This window comes from Sphingopyxis sp. LC81 (assembly GCF_000756375.1).
In the GTDB taxonomy this organism is placed as follows: Bacteria; Pseudomonadota; Alphaproteobacteria; order Sphingomonadales; family Sphingomonadaceae; genus Sphingopyxis.
In genome coordinates this window covers 76281-97027 of sequence record NZ_JNFD01000017.1, presented here as the reverse complement: position 1 = coordinate 97027, position 20747 = coordinate 76281, and the positions used below count along the sequence as shown (strand labels likewise).

19 protein-coding genes are annotated in these 20747 nt (G+C 64.8%); 9 read left to right on the top strand and 10 right to left on the bottom strand.

The window, feature by feature from the left end; translation table 11 throughout:
* Positions 1 to 144: 144 nt before the first annotated feature.
* The 6 genes from FG91_RS09285 to FG91_RS09260 form a co-directional block, all read right to left on the bottom strand.
* Positions 145 to 2676, bottom strand: coding sequence for a strawberry notch-like NTP hydrolase domain-containing protein (locus FG91_RS09285; RefSeq protein ID WP_037514417.1), 2532 nt, complete (start codon positions 2674 to 2676; stop codon positions 145 to 147).
* 137 nt (positions 2677 to 2813) lie between these two features.
* Complete coding sequence (locus tag FG91_RS09280; RefSeq protein WP_037514391.1) at positions 2814 to 3290, bottom strand: hypothetical protein; 477 nt, start codon at positions 3288 to 3290, stop codon at positions 2814 to 2816.
* A 75-nt stretch (positions 3291 to 3365) separates the two neighbouring features.
* On the bottom strand, positions 3366 to 3869 hold the full coding sequence (locus tag FG91_RS09275) for a hypothetical protein (RefSeq protein ID WP_037514390.1): 504 nt from the start codon (positions 3867 to 3869) through the stop codon (positions 3366 to 3368).
* Positions 3862 to 4368, bottom strand: coding sequence for a hypothetical protein (locus FG91_RS09270; RefSeq protein ID WP_052187455.1), 507 nt, complete (start codon positions 4366 to 4368; stop codon positions 3862 to 3864). The genes FG91_RS09275 and FG91_RS09270 overlap by 8 nt, the downstream gene beginning before the upstream one ends.
* Before the next feature lie 125 nt (positions 4369 to 4493).
* Entirely contained in the window at positions 4494 to 6614 is a 2121-nt protein-coding gene (locus FG91_RS09265) for a ParB/RepB/Spo0J family partition protein (protein ID WP_037514389.1), read from the bottom strand.
* A gap of 102 nt (positions 6615 to 6716) precedes the next feature.
* On the bottom strand, positions 6717 to 7139 hold the full coding sequence (locus FG91_RS09260) for a DUF2958 domain-containing protein (RefSeq protein WP_037514388.1): 423 nt from the start codon (positions 7137 to 7139) through the stop codon (positions 6717 to 6719).
* 464 nt (positions 7140 to 7603) lie between these two features.
* On the opposite strand from FG91_RS09260, the gene FG91_RS09255 reads away from it, so the two are divergent.
* Positions 7604 to 8356 (top strand): LuxR family transcriptional regulator, encoded by a 753-nt coding sequence (locus FG91_RS09255; RefSeq protein ID WP_235211992.1) that lies wholly within the window; start codon positions 7604 to 7606, stop codon positions 8354 to 8356.
* A 56-nt stretch (positions 8357 to 8412) separates the two neighbouring features.
* Here FG91_RS09255 and FG91_RS21400 read toward each other — a convergent pair whose 3' ends face one another.
* Both FG91_RS21400 and FG91_RS09250 read right to left on the bottom strand, forming a co-directional pair.
* Positions 8413 to 8637: a GDCCVxC domain-containing (seleno)protein gene (locus FG91_RS21400; RefSeq protein WP_081940504.1), complete on the bottom strand. Its 225-nt coding sequence runs from the start codon at positions 8635 to 8637 to the stop codon at positions 8413 to 8415.
* Positions 8630 to 8989 carry a mercuric transporter MerT family protein gene (locus FG91_RS09250; RefSeq protein WP_052187454.1) on the bottom strand — a complete coding sequence of 120 codons (360 nt, stop codon included), beginning with the start codon at positions 8987 to 8989 and terminating at the stop codon, positions 8630 to 8632. The genes FG91_RS21400 and FG91_RS09250 overlap by 8 nt, the downstream gene beginning before the upstream one ends.
* A gap of 93 nt (positions 8990 to 9082) precedes the next feature.
* Here FG91_RS09250 and FG91_RS09245 point away from each other — a divergent pair, with 93 nt between their 5' ends.
* The 8 genes from FG91_RS09245 (at position 9083) to FG91_RS09210 (ending at position 18379) form a co-directional block, all read left to right on the top strand.
* Positions 9083 to 9481: a MerR family transcriptional regulator gene (locus FG91_RS09245; RefSeq protein ID WP_037514386.1), complete on the top strand. Its 399-nt coding sequence runs from the start codon at positions 9083 to 9085 to the stop codon at positions 9479 to 9481.
* Between the two features lie 116 nt (positions 9482 to 9597).
* Positions 9598 to 10224 (top strand): acyl-homoserine-lactone synthase, encoded by a 627-nt coding sequence (locus tag FG91_RS09240; RefSeq protein ID WP_037514384.1) that lies wholly within the window; start codon positions 9598 to 9600, stop codon positions 10222 to 10224.
* A complete protein-coding gene (locus FG91_RS09235) occupies positions 10221 to 11087 on the top strand; it encodes a phytanoyl-CoA dioxygenase family protein (RefSeq protein ID WP_037514383.1) in 867 nt (288 codons plus the stop codon). Before FG91_RS09240 ends, FG91_RS09235 begins: the two co-directional genes overlap by 4 nt.
* Positions 11084 to 11680 carry a GntR family transcriptional regulator gene (locus tag FG91_RS20960; RefSeq protein ID WP_052187453.1) on the top strand — a complete coding sequence of 199 codons (597 nt, stop codon included), beginning with the start codon at positions 11084 to 11086 and terminating at the stop codon, positions 11678 to 11680. Before FG91_RS09235 ends, FG91_RS20960 begins: the two co-directional genes overlap by 4 nt.
* 66 nt (positions 11681 to 11746) lie before the next feature.
* Positions 11747 to 12541 (top strand): RNA polymerase sigma factor, encoded by a 795-nt coding sequence (locus FG91_RS21395; protein ID WP_081940503.1) that lies wholly within the window; start codon positions 11747 to 11749, stop codon positions 12539 to 12541.
* Positions 12538 to 13551, top strand: coding sequence for a FecR family protein (locus FG91_RS09220; RefSeq protein WP_037514382.1), 1014 nt, complete (start codon positions 12538 to 12540; stop codon positions 13549 to 13551). The genes FG91_RS21395 and FG91_RS09220 overlap by 4 nt, the downstream gene beginning before the upstream one ends.
* Positions 13552 to 13652: 101 nt before the next feature.
* On the top strand, positions 13653 to 16181 hold the full coding sequence (locus tag FG91_RS09215) for a TonB-dependent receptor (protein ID WP_052187456.1): 2529 nt from the start codon (positions 13653 to 13655) through the stop codon (positions 16179 to 16181).
* Between the two features lie 2 nt (positions 16182 to 16183).
* Complete coding sequence (locus FG91_RS09210) at positions 16184 to 18379, top strand: prolyl oligopeptidase family serine peptidase (protein WP_052187452.1); 2196 nt, start codon at positions 16184 to 16186, stop codon at positions 18377 to 18379.
* On the opposite strand, the gene FG91_RS09205 is transcribed toward FG91_RS09210, so the two are convergent.
* Positions 18376 to 19923 carry an asparagine synthase-related protein gene (locus tag FG91_RS09205; protein WP_037514380.1) on the bottom strand — a complete coding sequence of 516 codons (1548 nt, stop codon included), beginning with the start codon at positions 19921 to 19923 and terminating at the stop codon, positions 18376 to 18378. The two genes, FG91_RS09210 and FG91_RS09205, sit on opposite strands and share 4 nt — an antisense overlap.
* A 185-nt stretch (positions 19924 to 20108) precedes the next feature.
* The gene (locus FG91_RS22595; RefSeq protein WP_161785643.1) at positions 20109 to 20735 is read right to left on the bottom strand and encodes a lasso peptide biosynthesis B2 protein; all 627 of its coding nucleotides are present in this window, start codon (positions 20733 to 20735) and stop codon (positions 20109 to 20111) included.
* Positions 20736 to 20747 lie beyond the last annotated feature (12 nt).

Sequence of the window (20747 nt, the reverse complement as noted above, 5' to 3'; positions counted from 1 at the left end):
GCCTGACCCGTCTCCGAACACTCTCTCTAACCCTCATAATATCTGGAGTGAAATCATGGAAAACCGAAGGAAACCTGCGCCTCGCGCCGCCACGCTCGACATAAACTGCGACTGCAAAGAACTCGTGTAATGTTGAGCTCAACATTAGATGTATTCGCGCGGCGTGATGTCGACCGAGACGTCGTTCCATTCGTCCGCGGGGATTTCGGCGAGCCGCCGCTCCTGGAGCGCCTCGCCGGTCGAGACGATCTGGACGACTGCGGCATGGCCCGCCTCGATATCGCGCGCGATGCTCGCGACCGTGCTCGGCGTCTGCATCGCGGTGATCAGATGGTTGAAGAAACGCTGTTTCGTGCTCTCGAAGGCCGAGCGCGCCGCCGACTTCGCCTGGCCGTTGAGCGTCCCATGCTGGGCGCTCGTGACGCCCGCCGCTTCCATGGCTGCGTCGAGATTGTTGTGAATGACCTGGAAGGCGGCGGCATAACTGTCGTAAATGCGCCGCTGCTCGTCGGTCAGCCTATGCTCGAGCAGTTCATATTCGACGCCATCGAAGGAAAGCGAGCGCGCCGCATAGAGGCCGAGCGCCTTGAGGTCGCGCGCAAGCACCTCCATCGCCGCAACCCCGCCATCTTCGATCGCCGCGACGAAATCGGCACGCGAGGCGAAGGGGAAATCGCTGCCACCCCAAAGGCCGAGCCGCTGAGCATAAGCGAGATTCTGGACCGTCGTCGCGCCGGTCGCCGACACATAGACGATGCGGGCGTCGGCAAGCGCATGTTGCAGGCGTAGCCCGGCACGCCCCTGCTGTGACGGCTTCTGGTCGCCGCGCTCGCCCTTGCCTCCAGCGGCATTGGCCATCGCATGCGCCTCGTCGAAGATAATCACGCCGTCGAAGTCCGCCCCGAGCCAATCGACGATCTGCTCGATCCGGCTCGCCTTGCCTTCGCGCCCCTGAGAGCGCAGCGTCGCGTAGGTGGTGAACAAGATGCCTTCGGCGAGCTTGACCGACGTCCCCTGCCGGAAGCGCGACAGCGGCGTGACGAGCAATTTTTCCTGTCCGAGCGCCGACCAGTCACGCTGCGCGTCTTCGAGCAGCTTGTCCGACTTGGATATCCAGAGGGCGCGGCGGCGGCCCTTCAGCCAGTTGTCGAGGATGATGCCGGCGACCTGCCGGCCCTTGCCGGCCCCAGTGCCGTCGCCGAGGAACCAGCCGCGCCGGAACTGCACCGCGCTTGTCGCATCGTCGGACGCGGCGTCGACGCGGTCCCATGTCTCATCGACCGTCCATGCACCAGAGAGGCAGCCGCTGTGCGCCTCGCCGGCGTAGATGATCGATTCGAGCTGCGCGTCGGAGAGAAGGCCGTCGGCAACGAGCCGGGCCGGGAGATGCGGGCGGTAGGAAGGCTTGGGAGGCGCGACCGATGCCATAGCGGCCGACTGGACGAGCGCGGTGGGATGCGGGCGCGCGCCGGGAATAACGAGCGACTGGAGCGCATAAGGCTCGTAGATCGTTTCGCCGAGTTGCCCCTCGGATGGCAATCCGTCGATGGTCCGATACTCGAGTTCCACCGCGTCGTCCGTCGGCGTCTGCTTCGGCTGCAGCCCGGCAGCGGCCAGTCGCCGGGGCGCCGACATAGGCAACACCGACGCGGGCGCAGCCGGCGGTGTGCGCGGCGGAACCCGGGTCTCGACCCACTCGAGCAAAGTCGCCGTATCCGGCGCAAGGCCGAGGCTTTCCGGAAAGGCCGATGGGTCCTCGGCGGGCAGCTTGTCGATCACCGTCAGGCGCGTATCGATCGTCGTGCCGTGCCGGGCATAGACTTTGCCGTCGATCGCGGCGGAAAAGACGATCCGCCCGGTCTCCTGCAGCCGGGAAAAAGCGCCCCGCCAGGCCGGCGCGTCGGGCGAACAGCCGGCACCGGTGATGGCCACGAGCCGGCCACCCGGCCGAAGACGCGCAAGCGCCGAACATATATGCTGCAGCGCCGCGCCTTTCATCACCCGATCGACATTGGCGAGCGCCGAGAAGGGCGGATTCATGAGGACCACCGTGGGCGCGGGCCCCGCAGGAAGGCGATCGTCGATCGATGCCGCGTCGAGACGGTGGACCGGAATGTCCCGGAATAGCTGCCCGAGCAGGTCGGCGCGGTCGTCGCCGATTTCGTTGAGCAGCAGGCGTGCGTCAGCGAGCTCGGCGTGAATAGCGAGCATGCCGGTCCCCGCCGAAGGCTCGAGCAGAAGGTCGCCCGGCTGCAACGAGGCCGCCACTGCGGCCACGAAAGCAAGCGGCAAGGGCGTGGATAATTGCTGGAGCGCCTGTCCGGTTTGGGAACGCCGCGTCTGGGTCGGAAACAGCGCTGCTAGCCGCTCATAGGCACCAAGTCGCATCTTCGCCGCGGGATAACGGGCGGCGAGCGCGTCGCCATAGCGACGCAGGAAGAGAATCTGGGCGGCTTCGCAGGCGTCGTAAGCGGCCTTCCAGTCCCAAAACCCCTGGGCGTCGCTGCCGCCGAACGCCTCGGCCATCGCGGCCCGGAGCCGCGCGGCCTCGATGCGCTTGCCAGCCTCGACGGAGGGAAGAAGATGTTCGGCAGCGAGGGCAATGCCGAGTGCCGGAGCGGTAGCAGGACAGGAAACGGGGGCGCGGAGCGCCGCCGCGGGACGAGAGAATGACATGGCGGAAGCTTTCAAGCGAGAGCGGGAAGAAGGAGGCGGCCGGCTGCTCTCTGGGTCGCCGACGTTCCCCTTCCTCCCGCGCCCCTCTCCCTCTCGCCGAGCGGGCTACCCGGTAGCCCTTTCCCTGCCGGTTGCGGTCAGGCCGCCCTTGGCTGGCAAGCGGACCGATCGACGAAATCCTCGTCGCCCACGACCTCGCAGCGCGCGCCCGGATAGCCATGCTCGGAGAGCCAGCCTCTCGCTTCCGCCATATCGGCGGCCAGATATTGGAGCTCATCGCGCCCCTGGAAGCTGGTCAGCACCCGCACCATGCCCGGCTTCGGACGGTCTGCGATCTCGAAATGAAGCTCGCTGTCGATGGAGAAGACCCGGCGCACCACGAGAATGACGACGCCATGACTACCATAGCTGCCGATTTGCAGCGTGAAGCTCGCCGGCGCCCGGTAGGAACCCACCTCATAGGGGGGCGCACATTCGACCAGCCGGCCCGATCCATTATTATTTTCCCACGCCGCGACCTTGCGCTTGAAGCGTTCGGGTGGGCGCGGTTCGCCGTTCGAAAAGCGGACGAGGCTGCCGAGCGGCGTATTGTTGTAGATTGTCTTTGCGGACATGTTTCATCTCCTTGAAACGCGAAAACCCGGCGGAGCGGCCGGGCTTTCGAGATGCTTATCGGTTGAGAGACGGGATCAGCCGGGACCGGCACCCCCGGCCAGCGCCGAGATGGCTTGTTCGAGCCAACCGGCCGTCGAGACGGATTCGACATCATCGGCGGTGATCAACATCGCGGCACCACCGAACCCGTCGGGGCGCATCTTCGAGCACGTCCAGGCCGTTTCGACCTCGACATAGTCCAGCACCGACCGCTTCACGATGTCCTGGAATATGACCTCGTAGCCGATCATCGACATGTCGAGGGCCAGTTCGGGGTCATCGCGATCAGCTTTAGCGAGTTCGCCTCGAACATGGTCCGCCAGGGTGCTGGCAATGCCTTCATCGGCGTCGAGCAGTTCTTTCACCCACGCGATGTCGAGGAACACCAGATCGTTCGGACCATAGGGTGCGCAGAAATAGACCTCTTCGCCCACGAGCTCCTCGTCGAACATCTTCTCGAGGACGGCGCGTTCGAGCGCGGTCATGGCGGTTTCGGGAATATAGGGTCGAATGACGGTCTGGGAGAAATAGTCAGCCATGACTTTTCTCCTCCTGACCCGGCACCATTGCTGGTGCCGGTGCCGCCGGCGGCGGATCGCCTTCGACCAGAAGCGGTGGCACGTCATATTCCGCCGCGTCAAAATAGCCGCGCGCCGCCGCGACCGAACCGAACTCCACGATCATCCGGCGATCGATGACCACATTGTCGCTTTCGTCGACCATATAGCTGTCGGGCTTGCCATCGCCGCGGAAGACGAGCCGTTCGGGCGACCATTCGCCCGGATAACCACCCGCCCACCGGAGAAATGGGAGCCTGTGCTCAACGCAAAATGCCTCCAGCTGATCGAACTGACCCCAGGCGCACTCCTCGTCGAAGAGAGCAAGCGGCTCGCCCACGACGCGGTGGCGGGCTTCGAAGTTTTCGCCGCCCCATTCGATCGCGAGGCCCTCGAATTGAATCTTCTGGGTCAAGGCTCTGAAGATGTCCGGCGTGACCTGCCCGCCGATCAGGATGGATGCGGGGACCCGATTAGCCATGACGCCCTCCTGCGGCCAGGTTGCGGACGACGATTTTCCTATTCATGTCGATTCTCCAAAATGGGCCCGGCCCGGCATCGCTGTCGGACCGGAGCCTGGACTGAGATTGATGGAAGGGCGGCCGATCACTCCGCCGCGACGGGAAGCTCTGCGTCGTGATCCTGGCCGGGACCGGCCGCATCCTCGCCCAGGAAAGCGGGCAGTTCGGCGCTGCTTTCCCCGATTGCCGCGCCCGCCGGTCCGACGTCATCGATGCCCGGCGTGCGCATCGGTTCGGGAAGCCAGTTTGCGTCCTCAAGCAGCCGCTCGGCTTCGCGCGCCATGTCGGCTTTCTTCAGATGGTCGATCATCTGCGCGAATTGCTCCCCGCGCGCATCGGCGACATCGGCAAGGATCCGCGGCTTGGTCACGCTGCGGAAATAGCCGTCGGCGGTCGGCCGCCAGCCTGCAGCGGACACATCGAGGTTCACCGTCCGGGCCAGCACATGGCTGTGCGCGATCCGCCGGGCGACGCCATGCGCCGAGACGCGGCCATTGTCATATTTGGGGACGATCTCGGCCTGCGCGTTGACGCAAAGCGATGCGCAATGCGCGAAGAGCCGGGTCTGATCCTCGCCGTCGAGGGTCAGCAGATAGTCCCAGACCTCCTTGTCCGACTGCGGAAGCCGTTCCTTCCATGCCGCCGCGCGCGCGTCGATCGCCTGAGCCGGCGGGCAATCGCGCAGGTTCGTCGGCGCGTTCGAAAAATAGACGCGGTTCGCCGCGACCTGGACGCAGCTTTCCTTGCTGTGGGCAAAGAAGCAGCCGAGGACGAGGGCATGGAGCACCGCGGCGAACGCCGTTGCGGGATGCTGCGCGAAGGCGTCCTGAAGCGCGAGCGTCCGCCAGGCCGTGAGATCCGAGACGAGACGGTCGGGCAGCGGCTTCAGAACCTCCGCGTCCTCGTCTTCACCCGAACCGTTCGCGCCCGCCCCGGTCGCTTCGCCGACGGCAGAAGCGGAGGACGCTCCACTTTCCTGCGGGTCGGGCAAAGCATTCTCCGCGGCAGCCGCTTCGCCGGGCTCATCCTCGGGTTTCACAAAGCCGCGCTCGACCCGTACCGAACCATCGCGATCGATCGAGACGAACGCACCCGCCATCGTCATGTCCCCGGGATCGAAGGTCAGCGGCCGATCGACGAGCGCGCCGAGTTCGGCATCGATCGCCTCGAGCCGCGCATGGACGTCCTCGGGAACCTCCTGCACATCGGCCCATTCATCGCCGAGCTCTTCGCCCTCGGCCTCGAGCGCGGCGACGCGAGCTTCCTCCTCCTCCGTCATCGCGACCTCGTCGCGATCGATCTCGCGCAGCCCGCGCGTCGCGTCCCACGGGAGGTCGATCGAGGTCGTCACCCATTTCCAGCCCTCGGCAAGGACGCGCGCGCCTTCGGCCTTCAGCTTCTCGTCGACCAGCCGGTCGAGAAGCGCAGGATCGGTGAGCCAGCCGCCGCCATCGGCTTCGAACAGGTCGCGCGCGACGCCGCCGCCCGCCTCGACATAGGCATCGAGCCCGATGAAGCACGTCCGCTTGTCGGCGGCGCGCACACTGTTCTCGGTCAGCTTCTGCCGGATATAACCCGCCGACTTGTTGAAGCTGTGCTCGAGCTGGTCCCAGACCTCCTCCTGCCGCGCATGATCGTCCGCGACGCTGAAGGCCATGAGCTGATCGAGCGTCATCGCCTCATCGGCATAGAGGGCATGCAGCTTCGGTGAGACGCCCGCGAGCTTGAGGCGCTGGCGCACCGCGGCCGGGCTGGTGTGAAAATGCGCGGCGATCTCCTCGATGCCGGTGCCCTTGTCGACCATCGCCCGCATCCCGAGAAATTCGTCGAGCGGATGCAGTTGCTCGCGAAAGCTGTTTTCGGCGAGACTGTCTTCTTCGGCGAGCACATCATTTGCCGCTGCGCTGACGACACAGGGGATCGGCGCATCTTTCGCCAACCGCTTCTGCTTCACAAGCAATTCGAGCGCGCGAAAGCGCCGGCCCCCGGCCGGAATCTCGAACTGCCCCGTTTCCTGCCCTTCCCCATCGAACATGGGCCGCACATTGAGGCTCTGCAGCAGTCCGCGGCGCGCGATGTCCGCGGCCAGCGTGTCGATCGAGACGCCGGCCTTCACGCGCCGGACATTGGACTGGGACAAGAGCAGGAGGTTGAGCGGGATATCCCGCGACGGGCTGAGGGTGATTTTGGCGGCAGTTCGGGCCATGGCCATTCTCCATGGCGGGCCGCCGCGAGACGCTCTCCCGGCTTTCAAGCCCGCCATGAAAGCACCGGCCCTCCTTTCCCTCTGAGGCCGCCGCAGGCGGCCTTAACCCCGCCCGGCGATCCGGTGCCCGCGCCCGCTCATCCTGGCGGCCGCCTCCCGCAGCTTCCGCTCGCCGAGCAGGACCGAACCTGCGCTGCGGGCCGCTGCGGCATAGATGGAAAGCGGATGATGCGGCGTAAATCCAAGGTCGCGCTCGATGCCGAGGCCGAATGGCAGACGGGCGGCTTCGAGTTCGGCGAGCGCGAAGCTGCCAAGCTCGGGACATCCGAAGCCCAGATCGGCGAGTCCGAACAAGATGCCGTCCTCGTCCATCTCGGTGGCGAGCCAGGTGGCCGACCCGACGGGGTTGAAGAAGCGGACGACGGGTTCGGGATCGGGTTCGCGCTCGCCGCGCGCGGCAGCAGCGCGGCGGGCCGCGTCATTGGCGCTGAGGCGCGCCGCGATGTCGGGGGTGAGGAGCTTCATGCCGCACCCCGCTGCGCACGACCTTCGGAACGGGCGCCGGCCCGGCGGATTGCGGGCCGTGCGGATGCACGGCGCCGGAAGAGAGGATTAGCTGACATGAAAGATCTCCGCGGCGGACCGGAGGCCGGGTCTCTCCCGCCTCCTTCAATCCGCTCGCAAAAACCCGTCCGCTCCTCTCGCTCGCTTCGGGACGTCCGGCCATCAGGAGGCCGGAATATAGATGCAGATTTGGGGCCAATTTTGCGGTGCCCAAGTCTTTCTTGCGCTTCGCCAGCGGGTTAGAGCAGCGAGGCGATCGCCATCGCGCAGCAGGGGCGAGGCCAATAGCCCGCTTCGCCGACGGCCGGGACCAGTCGCGCAATGTCCCATCTATCGCCGGGGCCGGAGAGGAACCGGGATCGGCGACCAGGGAGCGGCTCGCGGGATGGACGGGTTGGGAACGTGCCTGCGACCGGACGGTCACAGTGAAATATTTTGATTTGATGGAGGAACTGGCGCTCGAAATTTCAACCGCGACGAATGAGGACGGGCTGTCCACTGCCCTTGCACAGGCATCGCTGCGTATGGGCTTCGATCATTTTGCGCTCGCCTATGACCGCCGCGGCCGCGCCGAACCGGCCTCGCTGCTGGTGCACAACTATCCCGACGCCTGGGCGAAAGTCTATGTCGGCTTCGATCTCGGGGGTGCCGATCCGGTCCGCCGCGCCGGCGAGCGGTCGATGACGGGTTTCCGCTGGGGCGAGTTGGAGAGCTATATCCCTTTGACCCGCGGCGACAGGCAGATGCTCCATGTCGGCCGCGAATATGGCCTCGCGGACGGATATACGATTCCGCGTCATCTTCCCGGCGAAGCGAGCGGCGCCTGTTCGTTTGTCCTTCGTCCTCGCAGCGAATTCAGGGACGATATGCTCCGCATCGCCGAGATCATCGGCGCGATCGCGATCGTCACGGCACGCCAGCTTGTCGGGGCGGTGCCCCCAAAGGGCCGGGCAACACTCAGCGAGCGGCAGCGCGAATGCGTCTTGTGGACCGCGCGCGGCAAGACCGCTGCCGAAGTTGCCCTCATTCTCGGGATCGGCGAAGAGACGGTCGTCCAGCATCTCAAGACGGCGCGCGACCGCTATGACGTGCATTGCGGCCAGATGCTCACCCTCTGCGCGCTTTTCGATGGCCTTATCGGATTTGCGGACGTCTACGACTGGTGGCATCTGCCCTGAGAATTGGGCGTTTTGCGGACATCGTCAGCAAGGCAATCGCGGCCAAGGCATGGCGCTCAATTGCAGCATGCGCCCTTGCCCCCGATCTGGATCGGCGGGCAGGGCGTGGTTCCATAGGAGCAGAATACGCAGCAATCGCCGGGCTCGGGTTTCAGTACCGTGCCACACCCCTTGCAGTCATAAAAATACTGGCAGGCGTCGGTCGGCATCGTTTCCGTCACCCGATGACCGCACTGCGGGCAGGTGATCGTCGAGTTTAGTTCGAGGTCGGTATCAGACATAATGATAGCCCGCCCACAGGAGGGCCGCACCGAGCAGGAGGCCGGCAAGCGTCAGGATGCGCACCACCGGGGGCGTACAGGCGCCGCCGGGGCCGCAGCGCCGGGCGGCCCGCTGCTGCCGGAACAGCAAGAAGGCGCCGAAAAGGAGGCACGCCGCCGCGATCAGGAGAAGCGGGGTGCGATAAGGCACGGCGATCATCGCTATGCCCCCGAGCCATGCGGCTCCGATACCTGCCGAGGCGAGAAGGATGGGAAGCGCGCAACAGGCCGCGACGCCGAAAGCGGCGGCGATGCCCGTTGCTGTCAATGCGGCAGCGGCGATGCCTTTGGGTCGGGGTTGCATTTGCGACATGGGATCGGCTCCTTGTGCGGGGTCGCCGAACGACGTAGCATCTGTAGTAGCTACAGATTCAAGAGGTATTTTGACGATGGGGCAACGGGCGCGATGAAGATCGGCGAACTCTCGCGCCGAACGGGCTGCAACATCGAAACCATCCGCTATTATGAGCGCATCGGCGTCCTGCGCATCCCGTCACGGAGCGGACGCTTTCGCAGCTATGCAGAAGAGGATGCAAGGCGTCTCGGTTTCGTGCGCCGGGCCCGCGAACTCGGCTTCACCCTCGATGAGGTGCGAGCGCTGCTGGAGCTCGCGAAGGGAGGCCAGCAGGCCTGCTCCGAAGTGCGTTCGGTAGCGGCGTCGCACCTGGCAACGGTGCGCGCAAGGATCGCCGATCTCCAGCGAATGGAACAGCTCCTCGCCGATTCGGTACGCGCCTGCGATGCCGGAGACGATCCTTCTTGCCCGCTGCTGCAGGCGCTCCAGGCCAGACCGTCGCCCGGCTGATTTCGAAAGCGCGTCCAGGAAGGCCAGAAATCGTCCGGATCATCCCCATTTATGGGGATACGCGCGATGGCGACAAAATGATCTGATTCCCGGCACCACACAGCCGAGGAACAGCCATGATCGACATGACCCCGCGGGCGCCCGGCGCGCCCGGGAATGCGGCGCTGCGCGCCATGTTCGCCGCGCGAAAGAGCGTCTTCATCGACCTGCTCAAATGGGACCTGCCGGTGCTCGCCGGCCGCTATGAGCTCGACGAGTTCGACACGCCGGCGGCGCGCTACCTCATCCTTCTTGACGCCGACGGCCGCCACCGCGCATCGGCGCGGCTGATTCCGACCGAGGGTGCGCATCTCCTCGGCAAATATTATGCGCATCTGTGCGCGGGCGACGTACCGCGCGGTCCCACAGTCTGCGAGATCAGCCGTTTCTGCCTCGACCGGGACCAGGACGCAGCATCTCGCCGCGCCGCGCGCGATCAGCTGGTAACCGCGCTGGCAGAGCATGCCCTGCGCGAAGGCATCACCGATTATACCGGCGTCGCCGACTTATGCTGGTTCGATCAGGTCCGGGGGTTCGGCTGGCGATGCGAGGCGCTCGGGCCTCGGGCCGCAGACCCGGGCGGCCGGTTGATGGCTTTGCACATCCATATCGACGCGCATGTGCTGGACGACCTCAAGCGCGGCGGCGTTTATGCGCCGCTCTCGCTCCACCTCGCTGACGACGATGAGGAGGCGGAAGCATGACCGGCCTTACGTCCGACGACCTTGCCCGGGAGCTGCGCCAGACGGGCTATTGCATCATTCCCGACCTGATGCCGACCGAGGTTGTGGCAGCGCTCGAAGCCGATCTCGATCCGGTCTTCGCCGCGACACCGTTCGGGCGCGGCGACTTCTATGGTCATCGCACCAAAAGATTCGGCGCGCTGATGAAGCGCTCGGCCTGGGCGCGGGCACTGGCGCTCGAGCCGACAATCCTTGCGGCGGTCAAAGCCATTCTCGGCGACGCCTGCGAGAGCATCCAGCTCAATGTCGCGCAGGCGATCGAGATCCATCCGGGCGAGATCCGGCAGTTTCCACACCGCGATCACGACATGTGGGCGGGAGAAAAGGGCGAACATGAATTTCTGGTCAATATCATCTGGCCGCTCACCTCCTTCACCGCGGACAATGGCGCGACGCACATCTATCCGCACAGCCATGGCGCGAATGGCCTGGCGAAGCTGGACCCCGGCGAACCGATCATCGCCGCTTGCGACCCGGGCGCCGCGATCTGCTTTCTGGGCTCGACCGCCCATGGCGCCGGCGCCAATATCACCGACAAGGTGCGGCGCGGCATCGTCATCGGCTACAGCCTCGGCTGGCTCAAGCCCTATGAGAATTTGTGGCTCGCCTATCCGCCGGAGGTCGCGCGCGAGTTCCCGCCAGAACTCGCCGCGCTCGCGGGCTACCGCCAGCATCGCCCCAATCTTGGAAATTATGAAGGCCAATGCCCCTCGGTCCTGCTCGGAGGCGATATCCCTGAGCATATCGGCGCCGTCGATGGGCTGCGTCCCGACCAGATGGAGATGCTCGCAGACTTTGCAGCGGCCGAGCGGAACCGCGCATGAGTCCCGCACATGTCGTCGAGCCGACCTATGAAGCAATCAAGCGCCGGCTGATGGTGGGCGGCTGGGCTCCCGGCAGCCGCCTGGAATCGGCGAAGATCGCCGATCAGCTCGGCGTCAGCGTGACCCCGGTGCGCGACTGCCTTTACCGGCTGGCGGGCGAGCGCATGGTCGATTTCACGCATGGTGACGGATTTCACGCGCATCGCCTGTCCGAGACCGAATATCGCGACATGCTCGAACTCCACCTCAGCCTGCTGCTCGCGGCGCTCTCGACCACCCCGCGCGGGCGGGTGGCGCCGGACCGGGCGGATGGCGATTATCCCGACCGAACCGCCGGGCTGTTCGCCGAAATGGCGATGAGGTCGGGCAACGGCGAACTGGTCGCGAGCATCATCGCGCTCGGCGACCGCCTCCATCTGGCGCGGCACCTCGACGAACAGCTTGTCGGCGAAACAGCCGCCGAACTGGATGCGCTAGCGGCCGCGCTGACAAGCGGCACGCCGCACGCGACGCGCAACCTTCTGCTGCGCTATCACGAGCGCCGCGCCGGCGAAGCGGCCAGCTACGCCCGGCTGCTCGGAGGCGCGTCATAGTGCCGACCCCGGCGCCCAAACGCCCGATGCCACCCATAATCCTTGTCTTTGCGCGGTCATACTGACATGATTCGGGGTGCGGGATCGATCTGGCAACGCCCGCGCGATATTATCGTCAGCCATTATGAACGCCCGTCCTTCCCGGACAGGCGGCCGTTCCGGACCAGGTCGCCCTCGCGCGGCCCAACGGCGGCACAGCGTTGGGAGATCGACAGCCTGGCAAGCGCCGGACTGCTGTCTCGTGCCGGCCGGCTGTGTCTCTTGCCTTCCTTTTCCTCCAAGAAATCGTCGCAGCAGCGCCACCCCTTTTCGGTGTCGTCGGCCTGTCACGCGCATCCCGACGACCGGCCCGTTACAGCGCCGGCCGAACTTTGCGACCTTGATGACGCCTTTCGGGCGCATGGTGCCTGGCTCTTCAATTTTCTGCGCCGAAAGGCGGGAGCCGAGGAGGCGCCGGACCTCGTGCAGGAGGTTTTTGCACGCGCGGCGGGCAGCGAGCAGCGCCACAGCCTCGCCAATCCCGGCGGGTTCCTTCGCCGCATCGCGCAAAATCTGCTGATCGACCGGGCCCGAAGGCAGCGACGCGCGCCCGCGCTTTTCTTTTCCTTCCAGGAGGAGAGCGACGCCGCCAGCCCGCCGCAGCAGGAATGGAATATGGAAGCCGACGACCTTCTGCGGCTCTACGAGGAGGCGGTCGACGCCATGCCGCCAAAAACCCGCCGGGTGTTTCTGATGCACCGGGTCGACGAACTCAGCTATCGTGAGATACATGAATGCCTCGGCATCAGCATCGCGACGGTGGAATATCATATGATGAGGGCGCTCGGTTTTATCGCGAAGGTGGTGGACAGCGGCCGATGAGTGCGGGGTCTGACGATTATCCGGTCGACACGGTAGCGCAGGCCTGGCTCGTAAAGATGCGCGGCAACGATGCCGACGCGCTCCGCGGTGAGTTCGATGCCTGGCTTTCGGCCTCGCCTGATCACAAGGCGGCCTATGAACGGATCGCGAAGACGCTCGCGGCCTCGGCGATCCTGAAATCCTCGTCGCGTCACGGCACTGCGCAAACTCAGCAGCGCAGCGGCCGACGCCAGGCCAGGCGACGCTGGCTGTCGGCCGGAGCCGTGATCGCCGCCGCAGCCGTGGTGCTGCTTGCCTTCGGCGCCGGAGGCACTTCGCTTCCCGGCCGCCTTGGCGACGGCTCGCTCACGGCGCGCGCGGCCGAGCCGCTGGTAACCCGCCGCGGGGAAATTCGCAGCTTCCGTTTTGCCGATGGTTCAACCGCGGTGCTCGACACCGATAGCCGGCTCGAAGTCTCATTTGCACAAGCAGACCGCCATCTCCGGCTTGCCAAAGGACGCGTCCGGCTTTCGGTTACCAAGAATGCACAGCCCCTTCGCGTCGAGATCGGCGACGGCGTCGTCACGGCCGAAAACGCAGCGCTCGATATCGGCTTCGAGGAAAATGGCGCGCTCCGCGTGACGCTGCTGCGCGGCAAGGCCGATATTCGCTTTGGCGGCGCCCCGGAAACCGGCGCCGGGCACGCCCGATCCCTGCCATCGGGGCGGTCCGCGATCTTCGGTCCCGACGGCAAGGAGCAGCTGCCGGCGGCATCGCCGACACAGCAAGGCAGCCGCGAATGGCCGTCGGGCTGGGCAGAATATCGCTCGGTCCGGCTCGATCAGCTTGTCGTCGAAGCCAATCGCTACGCGGCGAAACCGATCATCATCGACGACGCAAGAACCGAGGGGCTCGAGGCGTCGGGCCGGTTCAGGATCAGCCAGCCCGAAACAGTGGCCGAGCGTCTCGCCCTGTTGTTCGATCTGGAGATCAGCAAGCGCGCCGACGGCGTCCACCTGCGCCAACGATAATTATTTCGTCATTTCCCTAAGGCGGTCGCGTGACAGGCGTCATCGCTCCCCCAAAGGCCGTGTGCCCAAGCATCCGGTCACAACCCAGGGGGAGTATGATGATGTCCGGAAAGTCTCGTTTTTACCTGTCGCTGATGGTGGGTATTGCCTGTCTGCATCCCGTTGCCGCGGCGGCTCAGCTTCAGGATCGCCAAAGTTTTGACCTGCCCACGCAGGACCTAGGCGACGCATTGCGAAAAGTGGCCGCGCAGGCAGGAATCGAACTTTATGCGTCGAGCACCGATCTCGCAGGCCGGAAGGCGCCACCGCTAAACGGCGACATTACCCCGCGCGAGGCCATCGAAATCCTGCTGCGCGGGACCGGGCTGACCGCGCGCTTCGAGAGTGGTTCGGTCATTATCCTGGGGCGAGCGCAATCCGAGAGCAGTCCGGCGCAAGAAGACATCGTCGTGACCGGCAGCCGGATCGCGGGGGCCCCATCCGCAGCCCCGGTGGTCCGCGTGACGAGCGAAGATATTCGCAACGGCGGTCAGGCCGATCTCGGTGAGGTCGCACGCAGCCTCCCGCAAAATTTCGGCGGCGGATTTAACCCCGGCATCGGCAACGGTCAGGGCGCGCCCAACGAGAACGCCAATGTCAACGGCGCCTCGACCTTCAACCTGCGCGGCATCGGCCCAAACGCAACATTGACATTAATCAATGGCAATCGCTTCGCCTACACCGGCGTGTCCTCGGTGATCGACGTCAGCGCGATCCCCGTTTCGGCTGTCGAGCGGATCGAGATCGTAGCAGATGGCGCCTCGGCCATCTATGGCGCAGACGCCGTCGCAGGTGTGGTGAACATCTTGCTCAAGCGCGACTATGAAGGTCTGTCGGCAACGGCCCGCGTCGGCGCATCGACGGATGGCGGCAATATGCAGCAGCAGTATGGGCTGCTCGGCGGCAAGGCGTGGTCGTTGGGCGGGCTCCTCGCAGCCTATGATTATAGCCGCTCCTCGGCGATCCGCGCCGGCGATCGCGACTATGCGGGCGCCGCCAATACGGAAACGATGCTCTTCCCCGCGACCTGGCGGCACTCACTGCTCGTGAGTGGACATCAGGCGCTCGGGCCGCATATCACGCTTGCTGCCGACCTTCTTTACAAGAAGAGCCGGTTGCACTCGGTTACGGGATACAGCTTGGCGCTCGCGCCCGACGAGTTGGGGCTCGACAATGTCAGCACCTCGGAATCTTTCGGTATCGCGCCGAGCCTCTCTGCTGAACTCGGCGGAGACTGGCGCTTCAAGGCGAGCGGTTTCTTCGGCACCGATCGCACGGGCGGCTACTCCGATCTCTTCTTCGGGGGAAATTTGCTCGCACACATCGACAAGCATTTCTTCAACCGCAACCTCGCGCTTGAAGCGGGCTTCCAGGGCCCCCTGTTCGTCCTGCCGGCAGGCGATGTGCGCATGGCCGTCGGCGGCGGGGCGCGGCGCAATCACTTCTTCGCGGCGTCGCCCACCGGCGATGTCCGGCGGCGGCGTGACAATCTCTTCGCCTATGGCGAACTCCTGATCCCGGTCACGGCGCCCGCGCAGAAGATTGCATGGTTCCACTCTCTCTCGCTCACAGCCGCGCTCCGCTTCGAGGATTATTCGGACGCACCGAGCATCATGACCCCCAAGATCGGAGTCGTCTGGGAGCCAGCGGAAATCCTCCGTCTCGGCGCATCGTGGGGGCGCTCGTTCAAAATGCCGACGCTCTACCAGCAGTATAGCGGCTATTCGGCGATCATGGGACGCGCCGCTCGCTACGGGAGCGGTTATCCGGCGAGTGCGAACATCATCTTCGCGGCGGGCCCGGACAGTCGCCTCGGACCCGAGCGATCGGACAATATGACACTCAGCGCGCAGCTTACACCGACGCACGGCCTCGAATTCACCGCGGCGTGGTACAGGATCGACTACACCGACCGCGTCGCAACACCGATCCCATCGCTCGTCGGCGTGCTCGATAACCCGCTCTACGCCGGCCTTGTCACGCTAGACCCCAATGCGGACGAGCTTGCCGCGATCATCGATGGTGCACTTCTCGGCCTGGAGAATAATACGGGCCGGCCCTACGACCCAGCGACCATCGTCGCTTTTATCGACGCGCGCGACCGCAATATTGCGCGCCAGCGCTACTCGGGCATCGACCTTTCGATGCGCTACCGCATTGAATTTGATGACGGGAAAGAGCTTGCGCTTTCGGCGGCGGGCAGCTTCCTGAAGAGCCGCCAGCAAATCCTTCCCGGCGCTGCCTGGGCGCCGCTCGCAGGCACATTGTTCCGGCCATCGCGCTTTCGCGGGCGTGCCGGGGTGACCTATGTCGACGATCGTTTCACGCTCGCGGCCTTCGTCAACCATATGAGCGGGCTCGATGACGATCGGCAGGCTGTGCGCGTGCGCATTCCCTCCTACACCACGCTCGACCTCACGGCGCGAGTACGCTTTGGCAAGAATACCGAAGTGTCGCTCGCCGCGCTCAACCTGTTCAATGCGAAGCCGACCGCGATCGTCACTGCCCTGCCCAGCGAGACGCCATATGATACGACAAATTATTCGCCGGCGGGGCGCTTCGTCGGCCTCACCGCGCGGCAGGAGTGGTGAGCATGATCCGCCATATTCTGCTCGCAGGGGCGGCGCTGTTCGGCGCGGCACTGCCGACCTCGCCGGCCTCCGCCGCACAGAAAGCCGGCCGAGGCTGGACAATAGACGATCAACTGACGGTCCCCGAGGTACGGGATCTCGCTGTCTCGGCGGATGCCAAGAGCGCGATCTATGTCGTGCGGATCGCCGACCGCAAGAGCGACCGGACCGTCGCACTGCTGCGAAATGTTGATCTGGACAAGGGCACGACCCGCGAGTTGCTGCGAGCCGCATGGATCGATCAGCTGAAGCGCATTCCCGGATCGGCGGACTGGAGCGCGCGGATCGACAAGGGAGATGGCGTTCAGCTCTACCGGATCGGAGCGAGCGGCGCGGTAACCCCGATCGTTGTTCATCCCGCAACAGCGATTTATGGCGATGCCGAGGGCGCTGTGTTTCCGGGCTATGGACATGCGCCGCTCGCTACGGGAGTGCGCGCGCACAGCTGGTCTCCCGATGGGCGGTGGCTCTGGTATGCCGTCCTTGACGCCGAACCGTTCGTCAAAAGGGTGCGCTATGACGACACGGTCACCGTCGAGCGCGCGCAGCGTCGCGCCCCCGGCCGAGCCACTGCATCGATCTACCTCCGCGATCCTGGGGGCAGGGACATTCTTCTCGCGACGCGTCCGCAAAGCGACCTTCAGACATTCTTCGGCAGCAGCTTCGTCCAGTGGGAGGAGGATGAGGTGCGGTTCGATGTGATGGAAACGGACCCCACCGGGCGGCAGCAGGTCGTAACGATGGGCTGGTCGTTCACATCGGAAAAAATTCGAGTGGTGGACGGTAAAGCCGCCCGCGGTTACTGGCGCCTTCCCGGCCTTCATGGCGGTCGGCTGTCTTCGGAAGGCACCGGTGATACGCGCGAGCTTGTCGAAACCATCCCCGGCGGCGAGCGGCGAAGCTTCCGGCGCTTTCCCTTTGCCGTGGGCGATGCCCGTGCGGCAGGCGGCTTCCTGTCGCCCGACGGGAAGCGTGCGATCGCAGGGTTCCGCACGATCGACAATCCTCGCTTCGGGTTAGCAATCATCGAAAATGATCGTGTCCGGACGATCAGCAGCCCTCTTAGCCTCAACTATTGCGACTTTACCGCCTCGCTCACCAGAGGAGCTTGCATCGCGCAATCGCAGACGACGCCGCCGTCGCTCGTGCGCATCGACGTTGCGGCCGGCGGCATAGCCCGGGTGGCATCGGTTTCGGCCAACCATGAGGCGATCGCACCGCTCCGGACCGAACCCCGAACATGGACCAATCGACATGGCTACAAGGCGACCGGTTATATCGTCTGGCCGCGCGGATACACCAAGGGTCGGCAATATCCGGCAATCGTCATCACGCACGCATCCGATGCGGACGACCGCTTTGCAGCGCACGAAAATCAATGGGAATATCCGGCGCAACTGTTCGCCGAGCGGGGTTATGTCGTACTGCTCGTCAATAGTCCGACTTCCCGCCAGAACGGCGAAATCCAGGCCGCCTATGAAGCTTGGATCAGCGAGACGAAGGCGGTTTCGCCGGAGAAGCTGCGGCAGCTGATTTGGTTGAACTCGGTCGCGACCTTCGAAGACTCCGTGAAGGAGCTCATCGATCGAGGGATTGTGGATCCGGCACGGGTTGGGATCGCAGGTTACAGCTTCGGCTCGCAAATGACGAATGTCACGATCACGAACAGCTCGATGTTCCGTGCTGCATCAAGCGGCGACGGCGGGTATCTCGAACCGGCCTTCTACTTCAACGTGGCGGGCTCCTACGACACGGTGTTCGGCGGGCCGCCGACCGACCCGGCGGCGCTCGCGAATTATCGGCGGCTCTCACCATCGCTTCGTGCAAACGAAGTTTGCGGCGCAGTGCTGCAACAGGTCGCGGCGCCGCTCATCCCATCAATCGATCTTCACACCGCGCTCCGAAAGGCTGGTGTTCCGGCGCAGCTTAGCCTTTACCCAGGTGAGAATGCAGCCACAGATGAAACGCACATCTTCCACATCCCGTCGAACCGCATCCTTGCGATGGAGGAAAATATTGCGTGGTTCGATTATTGGCTGCTCGGCAAGCGCGATCCACAATCGCCTTACGCCGACCGTTACGCGAAGTGGGACAAGATGCGTGATACGTCCCCGCGAAGTTGCAGCGCCAGGACGGCAAGCGATGTGAACGGACATTAGCATCCGACCTGACCGCCTTCCTCCCACCAGCGCGACCAAGCCTCGGCCGCCGCGAACGCCAGAATCCGATGATCACGTCCATCGTCACGCCAGCCTTCCTTGGTTGCGCGGATTAACCAGTCGGGGTCGACCAGCCCCACCGCGACGAGTCTGCCCTGCAGGAGCATCTCGACCGCCTTCGTTCCTTGGGCGTCGAACACGCGCCGCACAAATCCGCCGGGACTGCCTTTTGTCCTGCGTTCGAGAATGAGATCTGGTAGGAGATCGCCGAACGCCATGCGCGCGACTGCACGATCGCGGCCCCCGCGCACCCAATACCACGACGGAATCGACAGGCAGAGTTCGAGTAACGGTTGCGACAGCAGCGGGGCGATCTGTGGCGGGCCGACAGCACGGGGATAGAGTTCGATGCTCTTCTGGGCACGGGCGAGCATTGCAACATGCGCAGCCTTACCCGGGAGAGCGCCGGGCGGCGCCGCGAACCAGGGATGCCGATCCGATTCCTCCACAGCGGCGGCCCGGCCCATAGATCCGAGGCCCGTAAGATCGATACGCCTACGATGTCCGCCCTTCCGTCGCCGAATGCGTTCCCAGGCTGCGCGCACGACGTCGATCATGCCCGAGCCGGTCAGGTCGGCAAGGTCGCGTGCGGTGGCGAACAGGCCCGGGTGAAGTCCCTGTGCCAGAAAACGGTCGGCAAGCGGCGCCGCACTGCGCAGGGCGCAGAAAACATTATCGCCGCCATTGCCCGAAAAATATCCGTCGATCGGCCATTCGTGTTCGAGTCTGCGATGCTCGGCCTCAAGGGCGGGGAAATAGTGGGCAGCAATGGGTAGCGGGAGGTGGCGCATGACCGGTTGGGTAACGTCGACGGCGCCGAGGTCGAAGATCGACGCATCAAGCCCGACACCGAGCCTGTTGACGAGGGCCTTCGCATAGCGCCGCTCATCCCCATCGGTGCCGGGCTCGACCATCGTCAGACACCGGAACCTTGGTACACGCGGGCCTAGCGCCGCTGCCACAATCGAACTATCGAGTCCGCCCGACACGCCGACGAGGATATTGTCGAAGCCGGTGGACCAAGCTCCGATGCTATCCTTGAGCGTGTCACGCAGCACAAAGGCCGTGGCTTCGAAACCACGGCCCTTTGGCGGCCGAACATGATCCCATGGCGACCAAGCCTGCTCGATCCGGTTCCCGTTAGCCGTTACGACGAGACGCTCCCCGGGAAGCAGTTCCTCGATACCGTCGATACCTGTCTTTCGGCCGATAAAGTCGATCCCGCCAAACATGCGCGCCAGCGCGCCATAATCGACGGCGACATGACCTGGCTCGGCGACGGCCGTCATGTCGCTCGCTAGCACTACACCGCTCGCCTCGCGACGCATGTAGCATGGCATCATTCCGGACGGATCGCGCAACACGGAAATAGCCCCGTCATCGCCGATCAGCATAGCAATATAGCCGCCCCAATAGCCGGCGAGCAGCGCCGCACCGCGCGTGTCGGCGATCGATTGCCGTTCAGCCCGATTGAGATCCGTCACGCGGCCTGACGGAAGCTCACGCCGGAAGAGTGGCCCGACGATGCAGCCTCTTTCCCCAAGATCGATGCACGGCGCCGGACTGCATAGCCGCGCGACGGACGAACTGAAGACTGGACACTTCGTCGCGGCGCTATCAGGCGGCGGCGCTAGACCGGACGGCACAATGTCGAGGCGGAAGGCGAGCCTCATCGCACTGTCAGCAAGGGCTTGAAATTTTGGACGCGATCCAGGGGATCGCTGATTACGACGGGGCCTGCCTGAACCCAGCAATGCGCTGCGAACGGGAGCATCACCCCGATGACGAGATCGACGCCCAGCCCGCGGCGCGCAAGCATTGTTCGCATGGCAAGCCCCCGGACGAGGCATTGGTCGGTCGCATCGCGATAGCGCGATGCCCGGGCAAAGGCGACTGCAACGGGCCTGCAGGGATCGAGGCCGGTGTCGGGTAGCCCCGTCGGGATCAGGAGCGTGCCAAGCGGTCTGGCTTCGAGGTTGCGCCGCGCGCGCCATTGTGAGGCGACGGCTTCCAAGAGAAGCAAAGGGTGCGATGGTCCGGTTGGACCATCGAAAATGCTTTCGGTTGGATTGGGAGGGAGCGATGGAGCCACTGTGGGAACGCCAGCCTCGACGAGATTTCGTTCTAAAAGCCAGCCCGTCTGCTCATCGCTCGCCGTGCCCTTCGTGAACGCCTCAAATGCTGCGGCTGCAACATTTTCCAGCAGAAAGTAGCGGCTAGTCGAAAGATCGAGGCAAATTGTCCGTGTGCCTATTGCGCAACACCTGAGGTTGGGGCGGAGGCGGTAGGAGGCCATTGGAGATAAGAT